General features: G+C 68.0%; 25 protein-coding genes. 7 read left to right on the forward strand and 18 right to left on the reverse strand.

Annotated elements, in window-relative coordinates; translation table 11 throughout:
- Positions 1–3 precede the first annotated feature (3 nt).
- The 5 genes from def to smc all read right to left on the reverse strand — a co-directional run bounded on the left by def (position 4) and on the right by smc (position 7,864).
- The gene (gene def / locus AC1DSC_RS08325) at positions 4–543 is read right to left on the reverse strand and encodes a peptide deformylase (RefSeq protein WP_307592705.1); all 540 of its coding nucleotides are present in this window, start codon (positions 541–543) and stop codon (positions 4–6) included.
- Positions 544–577: 34 nt separating this feature from the next.
- Entirely contained in the window at positions 578–1,018 is a 441-nt protein-coding gene (locus AC1DSC_RS08330) for a hypothetical protein (protein WP_012748051.1), read from the reverse strand.
- A gap of 107 nt (positions 1,019–1,125) precedes the next feature.
- Entirely contained in the window at positions 1,126–3,210 is a 2,085-nt protein-coding gene (gene ligA / locus AC1DSC_RS08335) for an NAD-dependent DNA ligase LigA (protein ID WP_012748052.1), read from the reverse strand.
- 22 nt (positions 3,211–3,232) lie between these two features.
- Positions 3,233–4,336, reverse strand: a complete 1,104-nt coding sequence (locus AC1DSC_RS08340) for a cell division protein ZipA C-terminal FtsZ-binding domain-containing protein (protein ID WP_418145369.1) — start codon at positions 4,334–4,336, stop codon at positions 3,233–3,235.
- Between the two features lie 12 nt (positions 4,337–4,348).
- Positions 4,349–7,864, reverse strand: coding sequence for a chromosome segregation protein SMC (gene smc, locus AC1DSC_RS08345; protein WP_436287750.1), 3,516 nt, complete (start codon positions 7,862–7,864; stop codon positions 4,349–4,351).
- A gap of 113 nt (positions 7,865–7,977) precedes the next feature.
- Here smc and AC1DSC_RS08350 point away from each other — a divergent pair, with 113 nt between their 5' ends.
- The 4 genes from AC1DSC_RS08350 to AC1DSC_RS08365 all read left to right on the forward strand — a co-directional run bounded on the left by AC1DSC_RS08350 (position 7,978) and on the right by AC1DSC_RS08365 (position 11,182).
- Positions 7,978–8,739 carry a hypothetical protein gene (locus AC1DSC_RS08350; protein WP_436287751.1) on the forward strand — a complete coding sequence of 254 codons (762 nt, stop codon included), beginning with the start codon at positions 7,978–7,980 and terminating at the stop codon, positions 8,737–8,739.
- A gap of 60 nt (positions 8,740–8,799) precedes the next feature.
- Entirely contained in the window at positions 8,800–9,129 is a 330-nt protein-coding gene (locus AC1DSC_RS08355) for a helix-turn-helix domain-containing protein (protein WP_478131800.1), read from the forward strand.
- On the forward strand, positions 9,126–10,424 hold the full coding sequence (locus AC1DSC_RS08360) for a type II toxin-antitoxin system HipA family toxin (RefSeq protein WP_436287752.1): 1,299 nt from the start codon (positions 9,126–9,128) through the stop codon (positions 10,422–10,424). The genes AC1DSC_RS08355 and AC1DSC_RS08360 overlap by 4 nt, the downstream gene beginning before the upstream one ends.
- A 65-nt stretch (positions 10,425–10,489) precedes the next feature.
- Positions 10,490–11,182, forward strand: a complete 693-nt coding sequence (locus AC1DSC_RS08365; RefSeq protein ID WP_012748058.1) for a P-loop NTPase family protein — start codon at positions 10,490–10,492, stop codon at positions 11,180–11,182.
- Here AC1DSC_RS08365 and AC1DSC_RS08370 read toward each other — a convergent pair whose 3' ends face one another.
- The 8 genes from AC1DSC_RS08370 to AC1DSC_RS08405 form a co-directional block, all read right to left on the reverse strand.
- Positions 11,183–11,686, reverse strand: coding sequence for a disulfide bond formation protein B (locus tag AC1DSC_RS08370; RefSeq protein WP_041945520.1), 504 nt, complete (start codon positions 11,684–11,686; stop codon positions 11,183–11,185).
- Entirely contained in the window at positions 11,683–12,780 is a 1,098-nt protein-coding gene (locus AC1DSC_RS08375) for a sulfate/molybdate ABC transporter ATP-binding protein (RefSeq protein WP_012748060.1), read from the reverse strand. The genes AC1DSC_RS08370 and AC1DSC_RS08375 overlap by 4 nt, the downstream gene beginning before the upstream one ends.
- Positions 12,781–12,870: 90 nt before the next feature.
- On the reverse strand, positions 12,871–13,764 hold the full coding sequence (gene cysW, locus AC1DSC_RS08380; RefSeq protein WP_018904514.1) for a sulfate ABC transporter permease subunit CysW: 894 nt from the start codon (positions 13,762–13,764) through the stop codon (positions 12,871–12,873).
- Position 13,765: 1 nt separating this feature from the next.
- Positions 13,766–14,653, reverse strand: a complete 888-nt coding sequence (gene cysT, locus AC1DSC_RS08385) for a sulfate ABC transporter permease subunit CysT (protein WP_278876238.1) — start codon at positions 14,651–14,653, stop codon at positions 13,766–13,768.
- Complete coding sequence (locus AC1DSC_RS08390) at positions 14,654–15,670, reverse strand: sulfate ABC transporter substrate-binding protein (protein ID WP_412511041.1); 1,017 nt, start codon at positions 15,668–15,670, stop codon at positions 14,654–14,656. It abuts the gene before it with no gap.
- Positions 15,667–16,242 carry an RBBP9/YdeN family alpha/beta hydrolase gene (locus AC1DSC_RS08395; RefSeq protein ID WP_012748064.1) on the reverse strand — a complete coding sequence of 192 codons (576 nt, stop codon included), beginning with the start codon at positions 16,240–16,242 and terminating at the stop codon, positions 15,667–15,669. The genes AC1DSC_RS08390 and AC1DSC_RS08395 overlap by 4 nt, the downstream gene beginning before the upstream one ends.
- Before the next feature lie 20 nt (positions 16,243–16,262).
- Positions 16,263–16,904 carry a peroxiredoxin gene (locus AC1DSC_RS08400; RefSeq protein ID WP_018904516.1) on the reverse strand — a complete coding sequence of 214 codons (642 nt, stop codon included), beginning with the start codon at positions 16,902–16,904 and terminating at the stop codon, positions 16,263–16,265.
- Positions 16,905–17,016: 112 nt separating this feature from the next.
- Complete coding sequence (locus AC1DSC_RS08405; protein ID WP_018904517.1) at positions 17,017–17,931, reverse strand: LysR family transcriptional regulator; 915 nt, start codon at positions 17,929–17,931, stop codon at positions 17,017–17,019.
- Between the two features lie 130 nt (positions 17,932–18,061).
- On the opposite strand from AC1DSC_RS08405, the gene AC1DSC_RS08410 reads away from it, so the two are divergent.
- Positions 18,062–18,709: an FMN-dependent NADH-azoreductase gene (locus AC1DSC_RS08410; RefSeq protein ID WP_436287753.1), complete on the forward strand. Its 648-nt coding sequence runs from the start codon at positions 18,062–18,064 to the stop codon at positions 18,707–18,709.
- Positions 18,710–18,785: 76 nt separating this feature from the next.
- On the opposite strand, the gene AC1DSC_RS08415 is transcribed toward AC1DSC_RS08410, so the two are convergent.
- On the reverse strand, positions 18,786–19,343 hold the full coding sequence (locus tag AC1DSC_RS08415; RefSeq protein ID WP_012748068.1) for an NADPH-dependent FMN reductase: 558 nt from the start codon (positions 19,341–19,343) through the stop codon (positions 18,786–18,788).
- 173 nt (positions 19,344–19,516) lie between these two features.
- Here AC1DSC_RS08415 and panE point away from each other — a divergent pair, with 173 nt between their 5' ends.
- On the forward strand, positions 19,517–20,452 hold the full coding sequence (panE, locus tag AC1DSC_RS08420) for a 2-dehydropantoate 2-reductase (protein WP_436044105.1): 936 nt from the start codon (positions 19,517–19,519) through the stop codon (positions 20,450–20,452).
- 16 nt (positions 20,453–20,468) lie between these two features.
- The gene (locus tag AC1DSC_RS08425; RefSeq protein ID WP_278876248.1) at positions 20,469–21,146 is read left to right on the forward strand and encodes an Asp/Glu/hydantoin racemase; all 678 of its coding nucleotides are present in this window, start codon (positions 20,469–20,471) and stop codon (positions 21,144–21,146) included.
- Between the two features lie 12 nt (positions 21,147–21,158).
- Here the strand turns inward: AC1DSC_RS08425 and AC1DSC_RS08430 are convergent, their stop codons facing one another.
- The 4 genes from AC1DSC_RS08430 to AC1DSC_RS08445 form a co-directional block, all read right to left on the reverse strand.
- Positions 21,159–22,526, reverse strand: a complete 1,368-nt coding sequence (locus tag AC1DSC_RS08430) for an NAD(P)/FAD-dependent oxidoreductase (RefSeq protein ID WP_278876249.1) — start codon at positions 22,524–22,526, stop codon at positions 21,159–21,161.
- Positions 22,527–22,599: 73 nt separating this feature from the next.
- Positions 22,600–23,514 (reverse strand): serine O-acetyltransferase EpsC, encoded by a 915-nt coding sequence (gene epsC / locus AC1DSC_RS08435; protein WP_436287754.1) that lies wholly within the window; start codon positions 23,512–23,514, stop codon positions 22,600–22,602.
- A gap of 139 nt (positions 23,515–23,653) precedes the next feature.
- Complete coding sequence (locus AC1DSC_RS08440) at positions 23,654–23,869, reverse strand: TOBE domain-containing protein (RefSeq protein ID WP_007829250.1); 216 nt, start codon at positions 23,867–23,869, stop codon at positions 23,654–23,656.
- Positions 23,870–23,931: 62 nt separating this feature from the next.
- A complete protein-coding gene (locus tag AC1DSC_RS08445) occupies positions 23,932–25,221 on the reverse strand; it encodes an O-acetylhomoserine aminocarboxypropyltransferase/cysteine synthase family protein (RefSeq protein WP_436287755.1) in 1,290 nt (429 codons plus the stop codon).
- Between the last annotated feature and the right edge of the window lie 5 nt (positions 25,222–25,226).

Genomic DNA, 25,226 nt, shown 5'->3' on the forward strand with positions numbered 1-25,226 from the left:
TCGTCACTCGTCGTCGTTCGCGTCCAGCCCTGGAAACAGGACATCGGTATAGCCGAAGCGCGAGAAGTCGCGCACCCGCATCGGATAGAGCTTGCCCAGCAGGTGATCGACTTCATGCTGCACCACGCGTGCATGAAAGCCGCTAGCGACGCGGTCGATCGGATCGCCGTAGGGGTCGAAGCCGGTATAGCGGATGTTGGCAAAGCGCGGCACCACGCCGCGCAGGCCCGGCACCGAGAGGCACCCTTCCCAACCCTCTTCTTCCTCGTCGCCGATCGGCGTGATGACCGGGTTCAGCAGCACGGTGCGCGGCACCGGCGGCGCGTCGGGGTAGCGGGGGTTGACCACGTCGGTGCCGAAGATCACGAGCTGCTGGTCGACACCGATCTGCGGCGCCGCCAGGCCCGCCCCATTGACGGCCAGCATGGTCTCGAACATGTCGCGCACCAGCAGGTGCAGTTCGTCGGTGTCGAAGGCGGCCACCGGCTGCGCAACGCGCAGCAGCCGGGGGTCGCCCATCTTGAGGATTTCGCGGATGGCCATGGCGGGAATTATCGCGAGCGGCCCCGCCGCGGCGTCATGGAGGGGTTTGTCCCTTGGAGTCGGGCGACGACCACAGCCGCGATGCGCCGCGCGGCGGATCCGGCCGGTATTGCGGCAGCGGCGACACGCCGGCAGCCGGCGGCCGTGCGCCACCGCCGCCGCCCCAGCCCGGGCGAGAAGGCACGGGCACGGGAACCGGTACTGGCACCGGACGCGCCACCGGGTAGCCCGGCCGCCCGTAATAGGGCCTGCCGCCGTAGTAAGGCCGGTCGTGGTCGTAATAGCGGCGCCCGCCTTCGTAGTAGCCGCCGCCCTGGATATAGACCGGCGCCGGATTCACCACCACCGGATCCGAGTAGTACGGCTGCGAATAGCCCCCGCTGTAGTAGGGGTCGCCAGGAACAGCCACGCAGCCGCCAAGCAGCGCGAAGCCGCCGATGGCGACACTGATACCGAGAACACGAATTTTCTGCATGAGGGACTCCTTGTCAGCCTTCAGTTTTCAACGCCAGCTTGTAGGCCCTGTTGACTGCGGTGGTGTGAAGTCGCGTAACTGCCGGTAAGAACCGCGCTTCACCCCCTTCAACCCGGCGCACCGCCGGCGAGCAGCTCCAGCATACGCGCCTCGTCGATCACCTCCACGCCGATCTCGCGCGCCTTGTCCAGCTTGCTGCCGGCTTCCTCGCCGGCCACCAGGTAGCTGGTCTTCTTGCTGACGGAACCCGCCACCTTGGCGCCGGCTGCTTCCAGTTTGTCCTTGGCTTCGTCGCGGCTCAGCGTAGGAAGGGTGCCGGTAATCACGAAGGTCAGCCCCGCCAGCGGCTTGGGCGCCCGGGCTGCGGGTTCGCCCTCCTCCCAGGTCAGCCCGCAGGCGCGCAGCTGCTCGACCACCTCGCGGTTGTGCGGCTGGTCGAAGAAGGTGCGCAGGCTTTGCGCGACGACCGGGCCCACGTCGTTGACTTCCAGCAACTGCTCCTCGCTCGCATCCATGATCGCGTCGAGCTTGCCGAAATGCTTGGACAGGTCCTTGGCCGTGCTCTCGCCCACGTGCCGTATGCCCAGGCCGAACAGGAAGCGCGGCAGCGTGGTCTTCTTCGACGCCTCGAGCGCATCGACGAGGTTCTTGGCCGACTTGTCGGCCATGCGGTCCAGCCCCGCCAGCGTGGCGAATCCGAGCTTGTAGAGGTCGGGCAAGGTGCGGATCAGGTTGGCATCGACCAACTGCTCGACCAGCTTGTCGCCGAGCCCGTCGATGTCGACCGCGCGGCGCGCCGCAAAGTGCAGGATGGCTTCCTTGCGCTGGGCCGCGCAGAACAGGCCGCCGGTGCAGCGGTAGTCGACCTCGCCCTCTTCGCGCAGCGCTTCCGATCCGCACACCGGGCACTGGTGCGGCATGGTGAAGAGCAGGCCTCGCTCGCCCTCGGGCCTGGCGAGGCTTTCGGGCACCACGCCGACCACTTCGGGGATCACGTCGCCGGCCCGCCGCACGATCACCTTGTCGCCCACGCGCACGTCCTTGCGGCGCGCCTCGTCCTCGTTGTGCAGCGTGGCGTTGGTGACGGTCACGCCGCCCACGAAGACCGGCGCGAGCTTGGCCACCGGCGTGAGCTTGCCGGTACGCCCGACCTGCACCTCGATGCCCAGCACCTCGGTGATCTGCTCCTGCGCCGGGTACTTGTGTGCCACGGCCCAGCGCGGTTCGCGCGAGACGAAGCCCAGCCGCCGCTGCAGCTCGATGCTGTCGACCTTGTAGACCACGCCGTCGATGTCGTAGGGCAAGGCATCGCGCTGGCGCCCGATGTTCTCGTGGAAGGCGATCAGTTCGATGGCGCCGGTCGCGCGTGCGGTCTGCGTGGCCACCGGAAAGCCCCAGGCGTGGAACTGCTGCAGCCAGTCGAACTGGGTCGGAAATTCCGGCCCGCCTTCGCTGGCCGGCGTGACCTCGCCGAGGCCGTAGGCAAAAAAGCTCAGCGGCCGCGCCGCCGCAATGGCCGGATCGAGCTGGCGCACCGCGCCGGCCGCGGCATTGCGCGGATTGACGAAGACCTTCTCGTTCTTCTGCCCGGCCGCGATCTTCTCGCGCTGGCGCTCGTTGAGCGCCTCGAAGTCGGCGCGCTTCATGTAGATCTCGCCGCGCACCTCGACCACGGGCGGCGCCTTGCCATTGAGCCGCAGCGGAATCTCGCGCACCGTGCGGATGTTCTGCGTGACCTCCTCGCCGACCTCGCCGTCGCCGCGCGTCGCGGCCTGCACCAGCACGCCGTTCTCGTAGCGCAGGTTCATGGCCAAACCATCGAACTTGAGTTCGCAGACGTACTCGACCTGCGGCCCGTCCTCGGCCAGGCCCAGTTCCTTGCGCACGCGGGCATCGAAGGCGCTGGCGCCGCCCGGCGAGATGTCGGTCTCGGTGCGGATCGACAGCATCGGCACCTTGTGGCGCACCTTCACGAAGCCTTCGAGCACCTTGCCGCCGACGCGCTGCGTGGGCGAATCGGGCGTGCGCAGTTCGGGGTATTCGGCTTCCAGCGCCTGCAGCCGCTGGAACAGCCGGTCGTACTCGGCGTCGGGCAGCTCGGGCGCATCGAGCACGTAGTAGAGATGGGCGTGCTTGTGGAGCTGTTCGCTCAGTGCGGCGGCTTCGCGTGCCGCTTCGTCGCGCGTGGTCATGGGTGTCTCCCGAACGATCGGATCAGCTGAAAAGGCGGCGCGCCAGGGGCGAGCCGGCGGCCAGGTCGCGCGACTCGAGCGTGTCGTAGAGCTGCTCGAGGTCGGCGCCGATCGCATCCATGGTTTCCTCGCGCAGCAGCTGGCCGTCGCTGTCGGTGACCACGCCGTCCATCTCGCGCGCCAGCGTGGCGGCGGCTTCGCGCATGCGGCGGAACGGCTGCTCGGCGCGGTCGACCTGCGGCACGTCCAGGCTCAGGCTGAGTTCGCGGATGGCCGACTGCGCCGGATCGTCGGCCAGCGCGGCCTGCGTGTCGAACGAGAGCCCGAGGATCGGTGGCAGCCCGGCCTCGCTGGTCGGCAGCACCATGCGCCCCGGGATGATGCCGGCCACAAAGCCCAGCCGCGCTGCGTTCTGCTGCACGTAGCCGGGACTCCAGGCGGCATGCAGCGCGCGCAGCACGAAGCCCAGTTGCGCATCGTGCGCGCTGGCGAACTGGTCGAGCTCGCGGGCGCGCGCCACCTCGTCGAGCATTTCAGGGAATTCGAGCGCGCCGTTGACCGCATCGGCAAAGGCCTGCGCCTTGACGACGAATTCGGAATACTCGATCTCGTTGAGCGCGCCGGTGCGGTTGGCCAGCTGCACACCCACCTGGAAGGCGCTGTAGCGCTGGCCCGGCACGGGCGGCTCCCACTGGCCGGTGTGTTCGTTCAAGCCCTCGATGGCCACGGGCTTGCTGCCCGCGCGGCGCGTGGGCGGCATGGCGGCGATGGCCGCGTCGCCCGATGCGAGCCCGTCCAGCGACACCGGCGCGATCACGTCGATCAGCGGATCGAGCCCGCCGCGCCGCTCGGCCGCGGGCACCGGGCTCGCGCTGGGCGCGGGCAGGTCGGGGTCGAACAGCGGTTCGTGGCGTTCATGGCCCGGCGTCGGGTGCGGATCGATGTGCAGCATCGGCTCCACGCCGTCGGACGAGGACGATGGCCGATGGTCCGCCTCGGACAGGTCGCGGTCAGCGGCGTCGGGCTGGCGCGGCGCATTGCGGCGCGAGGTCAGGGTGTTGTAGGCAACGACGGCCGCGAGGACGAGGCCGCCGAGGATGGCCAGGGCGAGAGTGAGATTGCTCATGGGCTGCCCGGATCAAGCAGCCTCGACCATGGAGGCGGCCGCTTCCATGTCGACCGCGACGATGCGCGAGACGCCCTGCTCCTGCATGGTGACGCCGATCAGCTGCTCGGCCATTTCCATGGCGATCTTGTTGTGGCTGATGAAGAGGAACTGGGTTTCGCGGCTCATGGCGGTCACGAGTTTGGCATAGCGTTCGGTGTTGGCATCGTCCAGCGGCGCGTCCACTTCGTCGAGCAGGCAGAAAGGCGCCGGGTTGAGCTGGAAGATCGCGAACACCAGCGCAATGGCCGTGAGCGCCTTCTCGCCGCCCGAGAGCAGGTGGATGGTCTGGTTCTTCTTGCCGGGCGGCTGCGCCAGCACCTGCACGCCGGCGTCGAGGATCTCGTCGCCGGTCATCACGAGCCGTGCATTGCCGCCGCCGAACAGCTCGGGGAACATGCGGCTGAAGTGCTCGTTGACGATCTTGAAGGTGCCGCCCAGCAGGTCGCGCGTCTCGGCGTCGATCTTGCGGATGGCGTCTTCGAGCGTGCCGATGGCCTCGTTCAGGTCGGCGGACTGCGCATCGAGGAAGGTCTTGCGCTCGCTGGCCACGGCAAGCTCGTCGAGCGCCGCCAGGTTGACCGCGCCCAGCGCGACCACTTCGCGGTTCAGGCGGTCGATCTCGCCTTGGAGGCCGGTGAGCCGGACCTTGTCGGCTTCGATCGACTGGGCAACGGCCTCGAGGTCGGCGCCGGCGTCGTCCAGCAGCTGCTGGTATTGCTCGACCCCCAGGCGCGCGGCCTGTTCCTTGAGCTGGAATTCGGTGATGCGCTGGCGCAGCGGATCGAGTTCGCGCTCCAGCTGCAGCCGGCGTTCGTCGCTGGCGCGCAGCTTCAGCGTGAGGTCGTCGTACTGGCTGCGCGCCGCACCCAGCGCGGCCTCGCGCTCGAGCTTGAGCGCCAGCGCGTCCTGCAGGCCGGCCTGGGCCGCCGCATCGGACAGGCGGCCGAGTTCGGCGCGGGCGCGCTCGTCTTCGTCGGTGAGCGACAGCACCTGCTGCGATGCGGTTTCAATGGCGCGGTTCAGCTCGCCGCGGCGGGCTTCGAGCGTGCGCTGCGAGAAGGTGGCCTCCTGCGCCTGCCGCTCGAGGCTGCGGTGCTGCTCGCGGCTCGCGGCCAGCGCGCGGCCGGCCTCGATCACGCGTTCGTCGAGCTGCGCGTGGCGCTCCTGGCTGTCGGCCAGCTGCATGTCGAGCTCTTCGAAGCGGCCCTCGGCGGCCATGCGCTTTTCCTGCAGTTCTTCCAGCTGCGCGTCGACCTCGGCCAGGTCGGCAGCCAGCTGCTCGCTGCGCGCGCGGGTCTGCTCGGCGAGCTGCGTCATGCGCAGCGTCTCGACCTGCAGTTCATGCGCACGCGATTGCGTTTCGGCCGCTTCGCGGCGCGCCGTGACGAGGCGCTGCGCCGCATCGGCGTAGGCGGCTTCGGCGCGGACCAGCGCGGTGCGCGCCTCTTCGCTGATGAGGGCCTGGGCGCGCAATTGGCGCTCGAGGTTTTCCATTTCCTGCTGGCGCGCCAGCAGGCCGGCCTGCTCGGAATCGGGGGCGTAGAAATTGACGCTGTGCGAGAACACGGCGTGGCCGCTCTGCACATAGATGACTTCGCCCGGCTGCAGTGTGGCGCGCTGCGCGAGCGCTTCTTCGAAACTCTGCGCGGTGTAGCAGCCGTGCAGCCAGTCGGTCAGCAAGGCCTGCAGGCCGGCATCGTTCAGGCGCAGCAGGCTCGACAGGCGCGGCAGCGCGGCTGTGCCCTGCGGCACGCCGGCCGCGGGCGGGCTGTAGAACGCGAGCTTGGCGGGCGGCGCATCGTTGCCGAAAGCGCGCACCATGTCGAGCCGGCTGACCTCGAGCGCGCCCAGGCGTTCGCGCAGCGCCGCTTCGAGCGCGTTTTCCCAGCCCTGCTCGATGTGGATGCGGCTCCACAGCCCCTGCATGCCTTCGAGCCCGTGCTTGGCGAGCCAGGGCGCCAGCTTGCCATCGGTCTTGACCTTTTCCTGCAGCGCACGCAGCGCCTCGAGCCGCGCCGAGAGCTCGGCATGGCGCGCGCCTTCGGTGTTGACGGCCTGCTGCTTGGCGCGGCGGTCGTCGTCGAGCTGCGGCACCGATTCCTGCAGCTCGTGCAGGCGCGCATCGGCCTCGCTCGCGGTTTCCTGCGCGGCCGCATGCTCTTCCTGCAGGGCTTGCAGGCGCGCCTCGTCGGGCGCGGCCAGGGCGTTCTGGTCGGCGCGCAGGCGTTCGCTGCGCTGCGTGAGCTGCCGGCTCTGCTCTTCGATGTTGCGCTGGTCGGCGGCCAGCACCTGGATCTGCTGCTGCACCTGCGAGACGGTGCTGCGCTGGGCGTTGGCCTCGTCCTGGGCGCGCTGCACGGCTTCCTCGAGCTCGGGCATGCGCGCGTCGTGTTCCTCGAGCTGCGCGGCCAGCAGCACGGCCTGCTCTTCCGCGTCGACGCCCTGGCCGGCCAGGGTTTCGATCTCCGCCTCGGCCTCTTCGCGGCGGCGGCCCCATTGGCCCATCTGCTCGCGCAGCTGGACCAGCCGCTGCTCCACGCGCTGGCGGCCTTCGACCACGAAACGGATCTCGCCTTCGAGGCGGCCCACTTCGGCGCTGGCTTCGTAGAGCTTGCCCTGGGCCTGGTTGACCTGGTCGCCGGCCGCGTAGTGGGCCTGGCGCACGGTTTCGAGTTCGGATTCGATGCGGCGCAGGTCGGCGGTGCGCGACTCCAGGTCGTTGATCGCCTTTTCCGAGTCGGCCTTGATCTTGGCCTGGTCGGCATCGCTTTCGCTGCGCTTGAGGAACCACAGCTGGTGCTGCTTCTTGGTGGCTTCGCCCTGCAGCGCGTTGTAGCGCGCAGCCACCTCGGCCTGCTTCTCGAGCTTTTCGAGGTTGGCGTTGAGTTCGCGCAGGATGTCTTCCACGCGCGTGAGGTTCTCGCGCGTGTCGCCCAGGCGGTTCTCGGTTTCGCGCCGGCGCTCCTTGTACTTGGAGACGCCCGCCGCCTCTTCGAGGAACAGGCGCAGCTCCTCGGGCTTGGACTCGATGATCCGGCTGATCGTGCCCTGGCCGATGATGGCGTAGGCGCGCGGTCCGAGGCCGGTGCCCAGGAACACGTCCTGCACGTCGCGGCGGCGCACCGGCTGGTTATTGATGTAGTAGCTGCTGGTGCCGTCGCGCGTGAGCACGCGCCGCACGGCAATTTCGCCGAACTGGTTCCACTGGCCGCCCGCGCGATGGTCGGCGTTGTCGAACACCAGTTCCACGCTCGAACGGCTGGCCTGCTTGCGCGTGGTCGTGCCGTTGAAGATCACGTCCTGCATCGACTCGCCGCGCAGCTCCGACGCGCGCGACTCGCCCAGCACCCAGCGCACCGCATCCATGATGTTCGACTTGCCGCAACCGTTGGGCCCGACGACGCCGACCAGTTGGCCCGGCAGCAGGAAGTTGGTGGGTTCGGCGAACGACTTGAAGCCCGAAAGCTTGATGGAATTGAGACGCACGACTTGTCGGCCTGCCTTGGCATGACGCCAAGGTATTGATTTGTAAGGAAAATTGCACGGACCTGCCGTTCGAGACAGGCCGCCGCCCCAGCCGTGGATGATAACGTCAGGGCATGAGCGATTCCCTGGTTTCATCACCTCTTGCCGTGCGCCGCGGCTGCCTGCTGGCCGGTGCGGCCGCCCTGCTGGGCCTTGGCGGCTGCGCGGCCGTGCGTTCCACCGATCGCGCCGAGGCCTACAGCAACCAGGAATGGTTGCAGTCCAGCGCCAACCGCATCGCCAACCTCTCGCTGCGCGACAACCTGCAATCGATCCGGCGCGTGCAGACCACGCTCTACCGGCGCAACCCGCGCGAATGGCGCAAGTCGGCCGCCAGCGTCGAGGCGGCCGCCCAGCGCGCCTGGGATGCGGTGCTGACCGGCCCTGCCCTGCCCGAGCTGCGCGGCGCCACGGGCATCGAAGCCATCCGCATGGCTTTCGATACCGGGCTGCAGGGCTACCAGGGCGACCGGGTGGCGGCACTGGTCGTCGGCTGGGCCACCATGCTCAAGCAGGCCAACGGCGACACCTGGGACCAGACCATGCTCGACGGCGTCAATGCCGAGAACAGCTTCCGGGCCGCGCGCAACTTCGAGATATCGCTCTGGCTGATTGCCTCCAAGACCGGCCCCGACGGCCAGCCGCTGCTGCTGGCCACCGAGATCAGCGAGCGCGGGCGCAACCTCGTGGCCGACCGCGAACTGTCCAAGGTGGTGGCGCGGCTCGACCTGCTGGCCGCCCAGGCCGACGAGAAGTACCGGCGCGCGGCGCTCGATTTCGGGCAGAACTGGGTCATGGGCGTCGTGATGCCCTTCTTCACGCTCATTCCCCGGTAGCGATTGCGGGCACTCTCGGAAACATATTTCCGAAACTGCAGCTTGCGGTAATATGTTTCCGTGAACAAGCAGGAACTCATCACCGCCCTGGCGGCCCGGCGCGAGGCCGCGGGTCTCGGCAACGCTGAAATCGCGCTGCGCTCCGGCCTCACCGAACGTTCGGTGCGCAATGCGCTGAGCCTGAAGGGAAATCCGCAGATGTCCTCGCTGCTGGCGCTGGTGGATGCCCTGGGCCTCGAGCTGCAGCTCGCGCCCAAGGGCTTCGGGGAACGCGCGGACGCCGAGCCCGGCTACCGCCCGGTGCCCACGCGCATCGGCAACGCCGTCGGCGCTGCGGCGGTGCCGCCGGCTTCGGCGTCCGGGCCCCGTTCGAAAAAGCCTTCGCCATGAACGTCAAGATCCTCGAGATCTCGCTCGGCGCGCGCCGCTTCGGCAAGCTGTTCCAGTACGCGGACCTCTGCCGCTTCGTGGCGGAGCCCGAACTGGTGGCCGCGCCGCCGCCCGAGGTGCTGTCGCTGTCGATGGTGGCCAGCGATCCCTCGGCGCAGGCCGCCCTGTGGAGCGACGTCAAGAACCCGCTCTTCAACGCACAGGGCGGGCAGCTGCCGCGCTTCTTCCAGAACCTGCTGCCCGAAGGCGTCCTGCGCAGCCACATCGCGCAGCTGCGCGGCTGCCGCGAGAACGACCATTTCGAGCTGCTTGCGGCCTGCGGCGGCGACCTGCCCGGCGCGGTGAGCGCCCGGCCGGTCTCGGTCGACCGCGGCACCTTGCAGCGGCTCATCACCCAGGATCAGGACGCGCTCGAGATGTCGGTGGTCGAGCTGCCGATGCCGCAGGGCATCTCGGTGTCGGGCGTGCAGCCCAAGCTCGGCCTGCGCCGGCAAGGCGGGCGCTACGTGGCCCGCACCCGCGCCGGCGCGAGCACGCGCGTGATCGCCAAGCTGCCGCTGGCCGGGCGGCCCCACATGCCGCAGCTGGAAATGCTCTCGCTGCAGATGGCGGGTGCGGCCGGCGTCGAGGTCTGCCATGCCGAACTCGCGCCGCTCTCGGCCATTGCGGCCGAGCACAGCTACGCGCTGCCCGACGAGCCCGACTTTCTTGCCGTGACGCGCTTCGACCGCGAAGGCGCGCGCCGCATCCATTTCGAGGATTTCGCGCAGGTGCTTGCGGTCGACCCGATGCACAAGTACAGCGCCAGCTACCTCGACATGGCGCTGGCGATGCGCGCCTTTCCATCGCTGGGCGAGGAAGCGGTGCTCGAACTCGTGCGGCGCCTTGCGGTGAACGACCTGCTCGGCAACCCCGACGCGCATCTGAAGAACTTTGGCGTGCTGTACCCCGACGGCATCGCGCCGCGGCTGGCGCCGGCCTACGACATCGTGGCCTATGCGGCGCTGCAGGGCGTCGACGGCCATGCGCTGCCTCTTCTGCCTGCAACGCCTGGCGAGGCCGCGCCCAGGCGCAGCGCCCTGTTCACACCCGCCAACGTGCGCGCCTTCTGCTTCTCGGCCGGGCTGCACGAGCCGCTGGTACGGCGCACCGTGGCCGACACGGCGCGGCTCGCGCGCAGCCGCTGGCCCGCGATGATCGAGGCGGCGACCCTGCCGGCCGCGTGGAAGAAACGGCTGCAGCAGCGCTTGCAGGCACATCCCTTGCTGCAGGGGATGGCGCGGCGCGGCAAATAGAAAAGCCCGCCCCCTAGAATGATCCGGCCCTTCACTCCTCCACCCTTTCGAGGCAGCAGCAACTCATGAGCTCCATCAATTTCATCGGCGGCGAAAAAGGCGGTGTCGGCAAGTCGGTCACGGCGCGCGTGCTGGCGCAGTACTTCATCGACCACAGCAAGCCCTTCACGGGCTTCGATACCGACCGCTCGCACAGCTCGTTCACGCGCTTCTACGAAGGCTTTGCCTCGCCCATCGTGGTCGACAGCTTCGAGGGCCTGGACACCGTGGTGAACGGCTTCGAGACGAATCCGCAGCAAAGCGTCATCGTCGACCTGGCGGCCCAGACGCTCGCGCCGCTGTCGCGCTGGATCAAGGAATCGGACCTGTTCGACGTGTTCGACGAACTGGGCGTGGCCGTCAACTTCTGGCACGTGCTGGACGACGGCAAGGACTCCACCGACCTGCTCGGCACGCTGATCGACACCTTCGGCAACCGGCCCAACTACATCGTGGTGCAGAACTACGGCCGCGGCAGCGACTTCGGCATGCTGCTGGCGTCGCAGTCGCTTTCCAAGGCCACCGCGAACGGCGCCCGCGTGATCACGCTGCCGCGCCTGCATGAGGCGAGCATGCGCAAGATCGATGCGCAGAACACCAGTTTCTGGAAGGCCGTGAACGACCGCGAAGGGCCGCATGCGCTGGGCCTGCTGGAGCGCCAGCGCGTGAAGTCCTGGCTGGCGACCGCCTACGCGGCCTTCGACACCCTGCCGCTCTAGCTAGCGTGCCGCGGGCCGGCGAAAAAGCAGCACGAGCAGCAGGACCGACAGCACCACGAAGGCAATGAACGACCAGTTCGCCAGCGTCAGGCCGAACAGCGACCAGTCGACCTTCGAGCAATCGCCGCCGCCGCGGAAGATCATCGGCAGCGCCCGCTTGAGCGGAAAGGTCTCGATCATTCCGTAGAGGTCGCGCCCGCAGGTCACGACCTCGGGCGGGTTCCACTGGAGCCAGCTTTGCGCCGCCGCCGTGTAGGCGCCGCCGGCCGCTGCCACCAGCGCCAGCACACCGCCCGTGGCCTGCAGGCCGCGGCTCCTGAACACGCCGGCCAGGCCGGTGAAGAGCGCCACCAGCACCAGCGCATAGCGCTGCACGATGCACATGGGGCACGGCTCGAGGCCGACCACGTGCTGCAGGTAGAGCCCGAAGGCCAGCATCAGGACGCAGGCCAGGCAGATCAGCCCATACGCGCGGCGCGGCGCGCCGAAGTACCAATCGATCAAGGGGAAACCCAATCTTCTTCTACGAACACCCGGGCCTTGCGCGGCGTGGCGACGACCGTGTCGCCCTCGTGCAGGCCCAGTTCACGGAACTGTTGCGCAGGGAGTTGCGCCTCGATGATGGTTCCGGAGCCCGGATTATCTGGATTCGTTTCGGTGGGCTCAAGTTCCAGCCGCGCGATCGGGCCGACCACGATGGCGCGCGACAGGGTGGCCACGATGCCGGTGGCGCCGGCGGTGTAGCGCTCCACCGTGAGGTCGTGCGGGCGCACATAGGCCATCGCCTTGGCGTCGCGCGCGCCGCTGTGTTCAGGCGAATCCAGGCGCATGCCGTCGAGCTGCACCGCGCCGTTGTCGGCCCGGCCGTGGAACAGGTTCACATCGCCCAGGAAGCCGTAGACGAACGGGCTCGCGGGCTGGTCCCACACCTCCTGCGGCGAGCCGACCTGCTCGATGCGGCCCTTGTTGATGACCACCACCCGGTCGGCCACCTCGAGCGCTTCTTCCTGGTCGTGCGTGACGAAGATCGAGGTGACGTGCAGCTCGTCATGCAGCCGGCGCAGCCAGCGGCGCAGCTCCTTGCGCACCTTGGCGTCGAGCGCGCCGAAGGGTTCGTCGAGCAGCAGCACCTTGGGCTCCACCGCCAGTGCGCGCGCCAGTGCGATGCGCTGCCGCTGGCCGCCCGAGAGCTGCGACGGATAGCGGTCGGCCAGCCAGTCGAGCTGCACCAGCTTGAGCAGGTCGGTCACCTTCTGCCTGATCTGCGCGTCGCTCGGGCGCTCCTTGCGCGGCTTCACGCGCAGGCCGAACGCGACGTTCTCGAACACCGTCATGTGGCGGAACAGCGCGTAGTGCTGGAACACGAAGCCCACCTGCCGTTCGCGCACATGCACGTCGGTGGTGTCCTCGCCCGAAAAGAGAATGCTGCCGGTGTCGGCCGTCTCCAGCCCCGCGATGATGCGCAGCAGCGTGGTCTTGCCGCAGCCCGAGGGACCGAGCAGCGCGACGAGCTCGCCCGACTCGACGTCGAGGTTCACGTTGTTCAGTGCGCGGAAGTCGCCGAACTGCTTGCTGATGTTGCGGATTTCGATGCTCATGGAATCTCTTCCTCTGCCTTCTTCTGATTTCTCCCTCTCCCCTCGGGGAGAGAGCCGGGGTGAGGGTTCTTCCCCTCACTCGAAGCCTTCTCAAGCCGCCGTGGGCCGCTCTGGCGGCAGCTCCGCAATGGCTTTCATTTCGCGTTCGTGGCGCCACTCGATGACCGACTTGATCACCAGCGTGACCAGCGCCAGGATGGCGAGCAGCGAGGCCACGGCAAAGGCTGCCACCGACTGGTATTCGTTGTAGAGCACTTCCACATGCAGCGGCATCGTGTTGGTCTGCCCGCGGATGTGGCCCGACACCACCGACACCGCGCCGAACTCGCCCATGGCGCGTGCGTTGCAGAGAATCACGCCGTACAGCAGGCCCCACTTGATGTTGGGCAGCGTCACGCGCCAGAAGGTCTGCCAGCCGGTCGCGCCGAGCACGATGGCGGCCTGCTCTTCGTCGGTGCCCTGCGCCTGCATCAGCGGCACGAGCTCGCGCGCAATGAACGGAAAGGTCACGAACACGGTCGCCAGCACGATGCCCGGCACCGCGAAGATGATCTTGATGTCGTGCTCGGCCAGCCACGGGCCGAGCCAGCCCTGCGCGCCGAACACCAGCACGTAGATCAGGCCCGCCACCACCGGCGACACCGCGAACGGCAGGTCCACCAGCGTGGTCAGGAAGGCCTTGCCGCGGAACTCGAACTTGGCAATGGCCCAGGCCGCCGCCACGCCGAACACCAGGTTCAGCGGCACCGCGATGGCGGCCGTGATCAGCGTGAGGCGGATCGCGCTCCAGGCGTCGGGCTCCTTCAGCGCTTCGATGTAGGCATCAAGGCCCTTGCGCAGGGCTTCCGTCGCCACGGCGGCCAGCGGCAGCACGAGGAACAGGAACATGAACGCAAGCGCAAGGCCGATGAGCAGCCAGCGCACCCACGCCGATTCGGTGGTGCCGGCCTGCGCGCGGCGGATGACTTTGGAAGGCGCGCTCATCTCAGGCTCCCGCGCGCTTGCGCTGCCACGCCTGCAGGCCGTTGATGACCAGCAGCAGGACGAATGAAAGGACCAGCATCACGAGCGCGACCGCGGTGGCGCCGGCAAAGTCGTACTGCTCCAGCTTGCCGATGATGATGAGCGGCGTGATCTCCGAGATCATCGGCATGTTGCCGGCGATGAAGATCACCGAGCCGTACTCGCCGATGGCGCGTGCGAAGGCCATTGCAAAGCCCGTGAGCAGCGCCGGCGCGATCGACGGGAAGATCACCTTGGTGAAGGTCTGCAGCCGCGTCGCACCGAGCGACGTGGCGGCTTCCTCGAGCTCCTTCTCGGCGTCTTCGAGCACCGGCTGCACCGTGCGCACCACGAACGGCAGGCCGATGAAGATCAGCGCAATCACGATGCCCGCCGGCGTGAACGCGAGCTTGATGCCGTGCGGCTCGAGCAGTTGCCCGATCCAGCCGTTGCCCGCGAGCAGCGCCGTGAGCGAGATGCCGGCCACCGCCGTGGGCAGCGCGAACGGCAGGTCGACCAGCGCATCGACGATGCGCTTGCCCGGGAACTTGTAGCGCACCAGCACCCAGGCCACGAGCAGGCCGAACACCGCGTTGACCACGGCCGCGATCAGCGAGGCGCCGAAGGTCAGCCGGTACGAGGCCATCACGCGCGGCGCGGTCACGGCCACCCAGAACTGCTCCCAGCTCAGCGTGAAGGTCTTGAAGACCAGCGCCGAGAGCGGGATCAGCACGATCAGGCTCAGGTAAAGAATGGAGAAGCCGAGCGTGATGTGGAAACCGGGCAGCACGCGCTTGGCGCCCCCTGCCCGGTTGGCACGCGAAAAAGGCGCTCCCGCGGACGGGAGCGCCGAAGAAACAGCGCCGCTCATTTACTTTGCGCCGGGCGTGTAGAGCTTGTCGAACTGGCCGCCGTCGTTGAAGTGCACCTTCTGCGCTTCGCCGAGGCTGCCGAACAGTTCCTGCACCGTGAACAGCTGCAGCGGCTTGAAGGTGGCGGCGTACTTCTTGAGCACGGCCTGCGAGCGCGGACGCAGCGCGTGCTTGGCGGCGATTTCCTGCGCCTCTTCGGAGTAGAGCCAGTCGAGGTAGGCCTTGGCGAGTTCGCCGGTGCCCTTCTTCTTGGTGGTGCGCTCGACCACGGCCACCGGGTTCTCGGCCACGATGCTGATCGACGGGTAGACCGAATCGACCTTGCCCGAGCCGAATTCGCGCTCGATCGACACCACTTCGGATTCGAAGGTGATCAGCGCATCGCCGATGTTGCGCTGCAGGAAGGCGGTGGTGGCGTCGCGGCCGCCGCGCGCCAGCACCGGCACGTTCTTGAACAGCTTGCCGACGAACTCGGCCGCCTGGGCGTCGGTGCCGCCCTTCTTCTTGACGTAGCCCCAGGCCGCCAGGTAGGCGTAGCGCCCGTTGCCGCCGGTCTTGGGGTTGACGATCACGACCTGCACCCCGGGCTTGACCAGGTCTTCCCAGTCCTTGATGCCCTTGGGGTTGCCGTTGCGCACCAGGAACAGCATGGTCGAGGTGGTGGGCGATGCGTTGTCGGGGAATTTCTTGTTCCAGTCCTTCGCGACCACGCCGGTGTTGGCCAGGAAGTCGATGTCGGTGGTGGTGTTCATGGTCACCACGTCGGCATCGAGGCCGTCGGCCACCGCGCGCGCCTGGGCGCTGGAGCCGCCATGCGACTGGTCGATCTTCACGTCCTTGCCGGTGGTCTTCTTGTAGTTGGCCACGAACGCCGCGTTGTAGTCCTTGTAGAACTCGCGCGCCACGTCGTACGAGGCGTTCAGCAGCGTGTTGCCCTGGGCGAAGGCGCTGCCGCCCGCGAGCGCGGAAGACGCCAGCGCGAGCACGGCGGCAAAGGTCTTGAATCTGGAAGTCATGTGGTTGCCAAGTTTTCTGAAAATTCACGGCCCGCCGGCCAGGCGGCGGGCTCGTCGGTCAGCGACTGGAGCAAGGCGAGGCCGAGCGGCCAGTCTCCGTGCCCCGAGTCGATGTTGATATGCCCCGCATTCTGCATGCGGACAAACTCACTGCCCCAGGCGCGGGAATACGCGCCGGCCAGGCGGATCGGGCAATAGGGATCGTTGCTGCTCGCCACCACGATGCTGCGGTACGGCAGCGCCGCATAGGGCACGGGCGCGAAGTCCGACAGCACGGCCCGGCGCTCCGGATCGGCCGGCGCCACCAGCAGCGCCCCGCGGATGCGCGCCGCCGCCTCGGCCGGCAGGTGCGCCGTGGCGATGCAGCCCAGGCTGTGCGCGGCAATCACCACCGGCCCGGGGCTTTCGAGCACCAGCCTGGCGAGCGTGGCCACCCAGGCCTCGCGCTTGGGCGATGCCCAGTCGTCCTGCACCACGCGCGCCGCGCCCGGAATGCGCTCTTCCCACAGGCTCTGCCAATGGCCGGGCCCGGAGTCGCGCCAGCCGGGCACGATGATCACGGAAGTCTGCATGAAGGCGCTGCCCTGTCCGCTTACTTGTTGGGCTGCGGCGTGATGCGCAGGTAAGGCTTCACGGCCTTGAAGCCCTTGGGGAAGCGCTCCGCCAGTTCGGCCGGGTCCTGGATGCTCGGGATGATGACCACGTCGTCGCCATCCTTCCAGTTCACCGGCGTGGCCACCTTGTGGCTGTCGGTGAGCTGCAGCGAGTCGATCACGCGCAGGATCTCGTCGAAATTGCGGCCGGTCGAGGCCGGGTAGGTGATGGTCGCGCGGATCACCTTCTTCGGGTCGATGATGAACACGCTGCGCACCGTGGCCGTCGCCGATGCGTTCGGGTGGATCAGGTCGTACAGGTCGGCCACCTTGCGGTCGTGGTCCGCAATGATCGGGAAGTTGACGGTGGTGTTCTGCGTCTCGTTGATGTCGCCGATCCACTCCTTGTGCCTGGTGGCCGGGTCGACGCTCAGCGCGATGGGCTTCACGCCGCGCTTGGCGAATTCGCCCGACAGCGCCGCGGTCTTGCCGAGTTCGGTGGTGCACACGGGCGTGAAATCGGCCGGGTGCGAGAAGAACACCACCCACGAATCGCCGGCCCACTGGTAGAAGTCGAGGGGGCCTTCGCTGGAATCCTGGGTGAAATTGGGGGCTGTGTCGCCGAGTCGCAGGGTCGCCATGGTCGCTCCTTGGGTGGATGGGACCTGGGATTGTGCGAAGTGCAGCTTCAATGCCAAACGAATATCTACTTGTTTGGTTATGGCGTTTTTCGCATAAGCGGCGCCGATCCGGCTAATACATGCCCGATTGGCTCCCGCTCATGTGCTCCGCCAGGAAGTCGATCAGCTGGCGCACCGCCGGCACCAGGGCCCGGCGCGGCGGAAAGACCATGTGCGCAATGACGGGCGCCGGCCCCCAGCCGGGCAGCACCTGCACGAGCCGGCCCGCCTCCACGTCGGCGCGGCACATGTAGCCCGGCAGCAGCGTTGCGCCCACGCCCTCGAGCGCAACCAGCTGCAGCGTCACGAGGTCGTCCGCCACGCAGCGCGGCGTATGGACGTGCACGTGGATCTCGCCGTTCGGGCCCTCGAGCCGCCATTCGCTGCGGCCCTCGCTGTTGGCCGACATGGCCGCCGTGGGCAGCCGCTCGAGGTCGGCCGGCGTGCGGACCGGGCCCAGGCGCTGCAGCAGCTCCGGCCGGGCTACCAGCACGGCACGGCTGGTGCCCAGCACCTTGGCCACGAGCGTGGTGCTGTCCTCGATGGCGGGGCGCACGCGCAGCGCGATATCGATGCCCTCCTCGATCAGGTCCACCGGCCGGTTCATGACGCGCAGGTCGACGCGCACCGCCGGATAGCGCTCCATGAAGCGCGGCAGCAGCTGCGCGAGCCCGCTGTGGGCGACGGTGATCGGGCAGCTCAGGCGGACCGTGCCGCAGGGATCGGTGTGCACCTGCGCCACCGCCTCGGTCGCGGCCTGCGCCGCGTCGCGCACGGCGGCCGAATGCCGCAGGAAGATCTCGCCCGCCGGCGTGAGCGACAGCCGCCGCGTGCTGCGCTGCATCAGCTGCACGCCCAGCCGGTCTTCCAGCTCCGCCACGCGGCGCGACAGGCGCGACTTGGGAATGCCGAGCGCGCGGCTGGCCGCGGCAAAGCCGCCGCGCTCGGCCACTTCGGCGAAGAAAACCATGTCGTTGAGGTCTTGCATGCGCCGATTGTCCCGCATGTGGAACGATGTAGTCAAAATTTGGTTACTTATCAGAGACTCGCACCAAAAATAGAATTACCCCATCGCCGGCCACCTTTGAGCGCCGACCTCCACACGAAAGTGATCGACCATGAAGCTGCTCCACATCGACTCCAGCATCCTGAGTGCCAATTCGACCTCCCGCCTCCTCACGGCAGAGATCGTGGCGGCCTGGAAAGCCGCGCATCCCGACACCACGGTCGAGTACCTCGACCTTGCCGTCAACGCGCCCTCGCACTTCGGCGCCGATGCCCTGGGCATCAAGACAGGCGTGCAGGCCCAGCCGACCGAAGCCCAGCAGCGCGAGAACGCGCTCTCGGAACAGCTCGTGAGCCAGTTCCTGGCTTCCGACGTCATCGTGGTGGGCGCGCCGCTGTACAACTTCTCGGTGCCGACCCAGCTCAAGGCCTGGATCGACCGGCTCGCGCAAATCGGCCGCACCTTCAAGTACACCGACAAGGGCCCCGTGGGCCTGGCCGGCGGCAAGACCGTGATCGTGGCGTCCAGCCGCGGCGGCATCTACTCGACCACCGAAGGCGGCCAGGCCGCGGAACACCAGGAGAGCTACCTGAAGGTGGTGTTCGGCTTCTTCGGCATCACCGACGTGCGCTTCGTGCGTGCCGAAGGCGTGGCCATGGGCGATGCCACCAAGGCCGCCGCGCTGGCCGCGGCACGCGCCGACATCCTTGCGGCCACGGCCGAAGCCGCCAACCAGCAGGACGTGGCACAGGCCGCCTGAGCCTCGGTTCCATCCCAAAAGCAAATGCCGCCCCGGGGCGGCATTTTCATTGGCGGGCTCAGGGACCCAGGCCGTCTCAGGCTGCCGCGTGGCTCTTGATCCAGGCCACGTACTTGTCCATCCAGCCCTGCAGGAACTTCTTCGTGCCTTCATTGCCGATGTGGCCCTTGTCGTCGAACAGGTCGTCCTTGAACTGCAGGAAGATCTCCGGCGCGCCCAGGGTCGGAACGTCGAGATAGGCCAGCACGTTGCGCAGGTGCTGCTGCGCCAGCGCAGTGCCGGTGGCGCCCACCGAAATGCCCACCACGCCCGCGGGCTTGCCGGCCCAGGCGCTCTGCCCGTAGGGGCGCGAGGCATGGTCGATCGCATTCTTCAGCACGCCAGGCACCGAACGGTTGTATTCGGGCGTAACGAACAGCAGGCCCTGTGCCGCCACGATCTCGGTCTTGAGCCGCTTCACCGAAGGCGCCTGGTTGCCGTCGTCGTCCTGGTTGTACAGGGGCAGGTCGTCGATGCGCAAATGCTCGAAGGTGAAGTCCGGCGGTGCAAGGTGCGCCAGCGCAAGGGCCAGCTTCTGGTTGAACGAATCCTTGCGAAGGCTGCCGACGATCACGGCAATTCGGGTCTGGCTCATGGATGAAGCTCCTTTTGGGTTGGGGAAAACATGACCGGAATGATTATGCGAAGCGCCCAAGACCTTTTCCAGAAAAGCTCTTCGGCCCCGCCCTGGCTTTGCGGCATGCGCAGCAGGCTTGCGCAATCGCGTGCATCATCGCCCGAGCCCTTTGGTTCCAGGAGCAGTTCACGATGCGATTTCTGATGGTGGGTGCCGGTGCACTCGGTGGTTATTTCGGCGGCCGGCTGCTGGAGGCGGGACGCGACCTCACTTTTCTGCTGCGGCCGCGGCGGGCGGCGCAGATCGCGAAGACCGGGCTGGTGGTGCACAGCCCCTTCGGCAACCTGCAGCTGCCCTCGCCGCCCCACGTGCTGGCCGAAGACATCCGGGCGCCGTTCGACGTGGTCGTGATCGGCAGCAAGGCCTACGACCTCGACGCGACCATGGCGTCGTTCGCGCCAGCCGTCGGCCCGGACACGGTCATTCTTCCGCTGCTCAACGGCATGAGCCACATCGACCGCCTGGCCGAGCGCTTCGGCAGCGAACGCGTCCTCGGCGGCCTGTGCATGATCTCCGCCACGCTGGACGACGAAGGCCGCGTGCTGCACCTGAACGACATGCACGGCCTCGCCTTCGGCGAGCGCGCGGGCGGACGCTCGGCGCGGGTCGACGCCATTGCCGCGCAGTTCGCGGGCGCGAAATTCGACGCCACGCTGAGCGAGAACATCTCGCAGGACATGTGGGAGAAGTGGGTCTTCATCGCCTCGGCGGCCGGGCTCACGAGCCTGATGCGCGCCTCCATCGGCGACATCGCAAGCGCGGGCGGACAGGACGTGGCGCTCGCGATCTTCGACGAATGCTGCGCCATCGCCGCGCACAACGGCTTCGCGCCGCGCCCCGCAGCCGTCGAGCGCGGCCGCGCCATCATGACGGCGCCGGGCTCCCCGATGACCGCCTCCATGTACAAGGACATCGTGCGCGGCGCGCCGGTCGAGGCCGACCACATCGTGGGCGACCTGCTGGGCCGCGCGCCGGCCGCATCTTCTTCCTGTGCGCCTTCGGTGCTGCGCACGGCCTACGTCCACCTGAAGGCCTACGAGGCACGGCGCGCCCGCGACGCGGCCTGACGGGGCTTTCCGCGCGATGAACGACGCCATCGCCTTCCTCCACACGGCGCAGGTCCATGTGCCGACCTTCGAGCGCCTGACCCGCGAGATCGCGCCCGAGCTGGAGGTGCGCCACCTGGTGATGGAGGAACTGCTGCACGAAGCCCGCGCCGTGGGCATCGACAACCCGAGGCTGGCCGCGCGCGTGCACGAGGCCATGCGCGAGGCCGCCTCCGAGGGCGCCGCCGTGGTGGCGTGCACCTGCTCGACCATCGGCGGCATCGCGGAAAAGACCCCGACGGGCGGCGCCTTCGCGGCCCAGCGCATCGACCGTGCGATGGCCGACCGCGCCGTGCGCGCCGGCCCGCGCGTGCTGATTGCGGCAGCGCTCGAAAGCACGCTGGAGCCGACCACCGCGCTGCTTCTTTCGGCCGCCGCGCAGGCCGGCGTCGGCGTCCGGCCGAGCACGCTGCTGGTCGCCGAGGCCTGGCCGCACTTCGAGGCCGGCGACAGCGCCCGCTACATCGAGATGCTGGCCAGCGCGATCCGCAGCGCCGCCATCGGCGCCGACGTGGTGGTGCTGGCGCAGGCCTCGATGGCCCCTGTCGCGGATGAACTGGCAGACCTCGGCATCGAGGTGCTCGGCAGCCCCGGCCCGGGCGTGGCGCATGCCGTGGCCACGCTGCGCGCCTCGCGCTCGGCGTGGGCGCCCTGAGGCGCTACTGCGCTATTCCGACTTGAGGATCGTCTCGCCCTTCAGTGCGCCCATGTCTCGGATGTTGAAGCGGTGCCGCTTCCAGCCGGCCCAGGTGCGGCGCAGGTGGGTGATCGAGATGAAGTAGTAGAGAAACTTGAACATGCCGAGCGCCCGCCAGATCGGCGTGCCGCGGTAGATGTCGCCGGCCAGCAGCGACATCAGCCCCTCCTTCACGCGGAAGGGATTGCCCGGGTGCATGAACATGTCGCGGATGGTCGGGTTGGTCACGCGGTAGATGAACCACGAATACTCGCGCGGCCCCTTGCGCATCATGGCCTCGAAATTCTCGCGCACAGGCGCCAGTTCGGCTGGCCGGTCGAGCGCGGTGGCCACCAGCCCGGCGCCGTCGAAGGCGCTGTGCATCGCCAGGTACACGCCCGAAGAGAACATCGGGTCGATGAAGGTGAAGGCATCGCCCAGCATCAGGTAGCGGTCGCCCGTGGCGTGCGTGCTCGAATACGAGAAGTTGCCGGTGGCGTGCACCGCATCGTCCACCAGCGTGGCGTGCTTCAGCCGGTCCACCAGCACCGGGCACAGCGCGATGGTGTCGTAGAAGAAATCTTTCAGCGGCTTGTCGCGTGTCTTCAGGTAGTACGGCCAGCAGACCGCGCCCACACTGGTGGTTCCGTCGGCCAGCGGAATGAACCAGAACCAGCCGTGCGCAAACCAGCAGATGCTGATGTTGCCTTCCTTCTTGCCCTCCAGCCGCTCGGCGTTGGTGAAATGGCCGAACAGCGCCGTGCTGTTGTGGTCGGGGTTCTTTTCCTTGCAGCGGAATTTGTTGGCCAGCAGCGTGTCGCGGCCCGTGGCATCGACCACGAAGCGCGCGCGCCAGCTGCGCCTGGCGCCGTCGTCCATCTGGGCCTGAACCGTGGCGCCATTTGCATCGAAGGCCACGTCGCGCACCTTGCAGCCTTCGAGCGCCTGCGCGCCGCGCGCGGCGGCATTGCGGAACAGCAGCTCGTCGAGCTCCGAGCGGCGCACCTGCCAGGCCGAATCGAGCGACTTGTCCCAGCCTTCGGCAAAGTCCACGTAGCTGCGGTGCTCATGCTCGGGCGAGACGAACTCGATGCCGAACTTGGGCATGCCGATCTTCTCGACCTGGTCGCGCACGCCGAGCCTGTCGAACAGTTCCACGTTCGCGGGCAGCAGCGATTCGCCAATGTGAAAGCGCGGATGGTGCTCCTTCTCGAGCAGCACCACCTTGCGGCCCTGCTGTGCGAGCAGCGCCGAGATCGTGGAGCCCGCGGGGCCGCCGCCGATCACGAGCACGTCGCAGGACTCGTCGGCCGCCGGGGGCGCGGAAGAAATGGGGGAAGTGGCTTGAGGCAATGACATGCGAAGGCAAGCTACATAGTTGACAACAGCCAAGCATAGCGCGGCCGAAGCCGGCCGCCACTTGGTGCCGTTCCTATGGCGCGTTCGCCTTCGGTGCGTTCTGCAGGCTGGCCTGCGTCACGCTCGCGCCCGCGGGCACATCCTCCGTGATCCACACATTCCCGCCAATGACCGCGCCCTTGCCGAGCGTCACGCGCCCGAGGATGGTGGCGCCGGCGTAGATCACCACGTCGTCCTCCACCACCGGGTGGCGCGGCAGGCCCTTTTGCAGGTTGCCTTCGGCGTCGGTCGGAAAGCGCTTGGCACCGAGCGTGACGGCCTGGTACAGGCGCACCCGCTTGCCGATCACCGCCGTCTCGCCGATCACCACGCCCGTGCCGTGGTCCATGAAGAAGCCCGCGTCGATCTGCGCGCCGGGGTGGATGTCGATGCCGGTCTGCGCATGCGCGAGCTCGGCCACGATGCGCGCCAGCAGCGGCAATTCAAGCTTGTAGAGCTCGTGCGCCAGCCGGTGGTGGATCATCGCGAGCACGCCCGGATAGCACAGCAGCACCTCGTCGACGCTGCGCGCGGCCGGATCGCCCTGGTAGGCCGCGAGCACGTCGGTGTCGAGCAGGCGGCGCAGGCCCGGCAGCGCGTTCGCGAACTGGCGGATGGCCTCGGTGGCGAGGCCGTCGACTTCGTTCGAGGGGCGCGGCTCGTGGCGGGCGTTGTAGTTGAGTTCCAGCCGCGCCTGCACCAGCAGCGCCTGCAAGGCGGTGTTCAGCGTGTGGCCGACATAGAAGTCCTCGCTCTCATGGCGCAGGTCGGGCGGGCCGAGCCGCATCGGAAACAGCGCGCCCTTGAGCGATTCGATGACCTGCGCCAGCGCATCGCGCGACGGAAACTCGCGCGTGCCGGGCTCGCGCGAGCGGCGCTGCGAATCGCGCCATTCATCGCGCGCGGCGTGCAGCGCGCGCACGATGCCGCCTACTTCGAAATTGGCCATGGCTTTCTCTCCGGGCGTTTTGTACATCACACTGTAGAAGCCCGCGGCCGATGTGCCAAGAACTGAAAACCCGGCTGCTGCAAGCGGAAAAACCCCGGCGCCAACACGGCGCCGGGTTGTTCGCAAGCTTGAGGGTCCGTCAAAGCTTCGCGATCGAAACCTCCGTCGACTTCACGAGCGCGACCACGTCGGAGCCCACCTTGAGCTGCAGCTCGTCGACCGAGCGCGTGGTGATGACCGAGGTCACGATGCCCCAGGCGGTTTCGACGTCGACTTCGGAGACGACGTCGCCGCGGATGATTTCGCGGACCTTGCCCTTGAACTGGTTGCGGACGTTGATGGCTTGGATGGACATGGTGTTTCTTTCTCTTTGAGGTTGAAGGAAGGGTTCTGGCATGAGGAACAGGGGCAAGGCGGTCACCCGGCTGCGGCAGCCAGCGCCTGGTCGAGGTCGGCGATGAGGTCGTCGATGTGCTCGATGCCGACCGACAGGCGCACGGTGTCTTCCGTGACGCCGGCCCGCGCCAGCTCTTCGGGCGAGAGCTGCCGGTGCGTGGTGGAGGCCGGGTGCGTGGCGAGCGAGCGCACGTCGCCGATGTTCACGAGCCGCGTGAAGAGCTTGAGCGCATCGAGGAACTTCGCCCCGCCCTCGCGGCCGGCGCCGATGCCGAAGGTCAGCACGCCACTGGACCGGCCGCCGAAGTACTTCTTTGCCAATGCGTGGTCGGGGTGGTCCTCGAGCGCCGCGTAGTTGACCCAGTTGACGGCCTTGTGCGTCTTCAGGTGCTGGGCCACCGAGAGCGCGTTGCTGCTGATGCGGTCCATGCGCAGCGCCAGCGTCTCGATGCCCTGCAGGATCAGGAAGGCGTTGAACGGCGAGATCGCCGCGCCCGTGTTGCGCAGCGGCACCACGCGCGCGCGGCCGATGTAGGCGGCGGGGCCCAGCGCCTCGGTGTAGACCACGCCGTGGTAGCTCACGTCGGGCTCGTTCAGGCGCCGGAAGCGCTGCTTGTGTTCGGCCCACGGGAACTTGCCCGAATCGACGATGGCGCCGCCGATGCTGGTGCCGTGGCCGCCCAGGTACTTGGTGAGCGAGTGCACCACGATGTCGGCGCCATGCTCGATGGGCCGGCTCAGGTACGGCGAAGGCACGGTGTTGTCCACGATCAGCGGCACGCCGTGGCGGTGCGCGATCTCGGCGATGGCCGCAATGTCGGTCACGTTGCCGGCCGGGTTGCCGAGCGATTCGACGAACACCGCCTTGGTCTTCTCGTCGAACAGCTTCTCGAAGCTTGCGGGATCGCGGTGGTCCGCGAAGCGCGTGGTGATGCCGAACTGCGGCAGCGTGTGCGCGAACAGGTTGTAGGTGCCGCCATACAGCGCGGTGCTGCTGACGATGTTGTCGCCCGCCTCGGCAATGGTCTGGATCGCATAGGTCACGGCCGCCTGGCCGGAAGCCAGCGCCAGTGCCGCGATGCCGCCCTCGAGCGCGGCCACGCGCTGTTCGAGCACGTCCTGCGTCGGGTTGTTGATGCGGGTGTAGATGTTGCCCGGCACCTTCAGGTCGAACAGGTCGGCGCCGTGCTGCGCGCTGTCGAAGGCATAGGCCACCGTTTGATAGATGGGCGGCGCCACGGCGCGCGTGGTCGGCTCGGGCGAGTAGCCGGCGTGCACCGACAGGGTTTCGAATTTCCAGTTCTGCGACATGCGAC

This window comes from Variovorax sp. 01N425, from assembly GCF_056399465.1.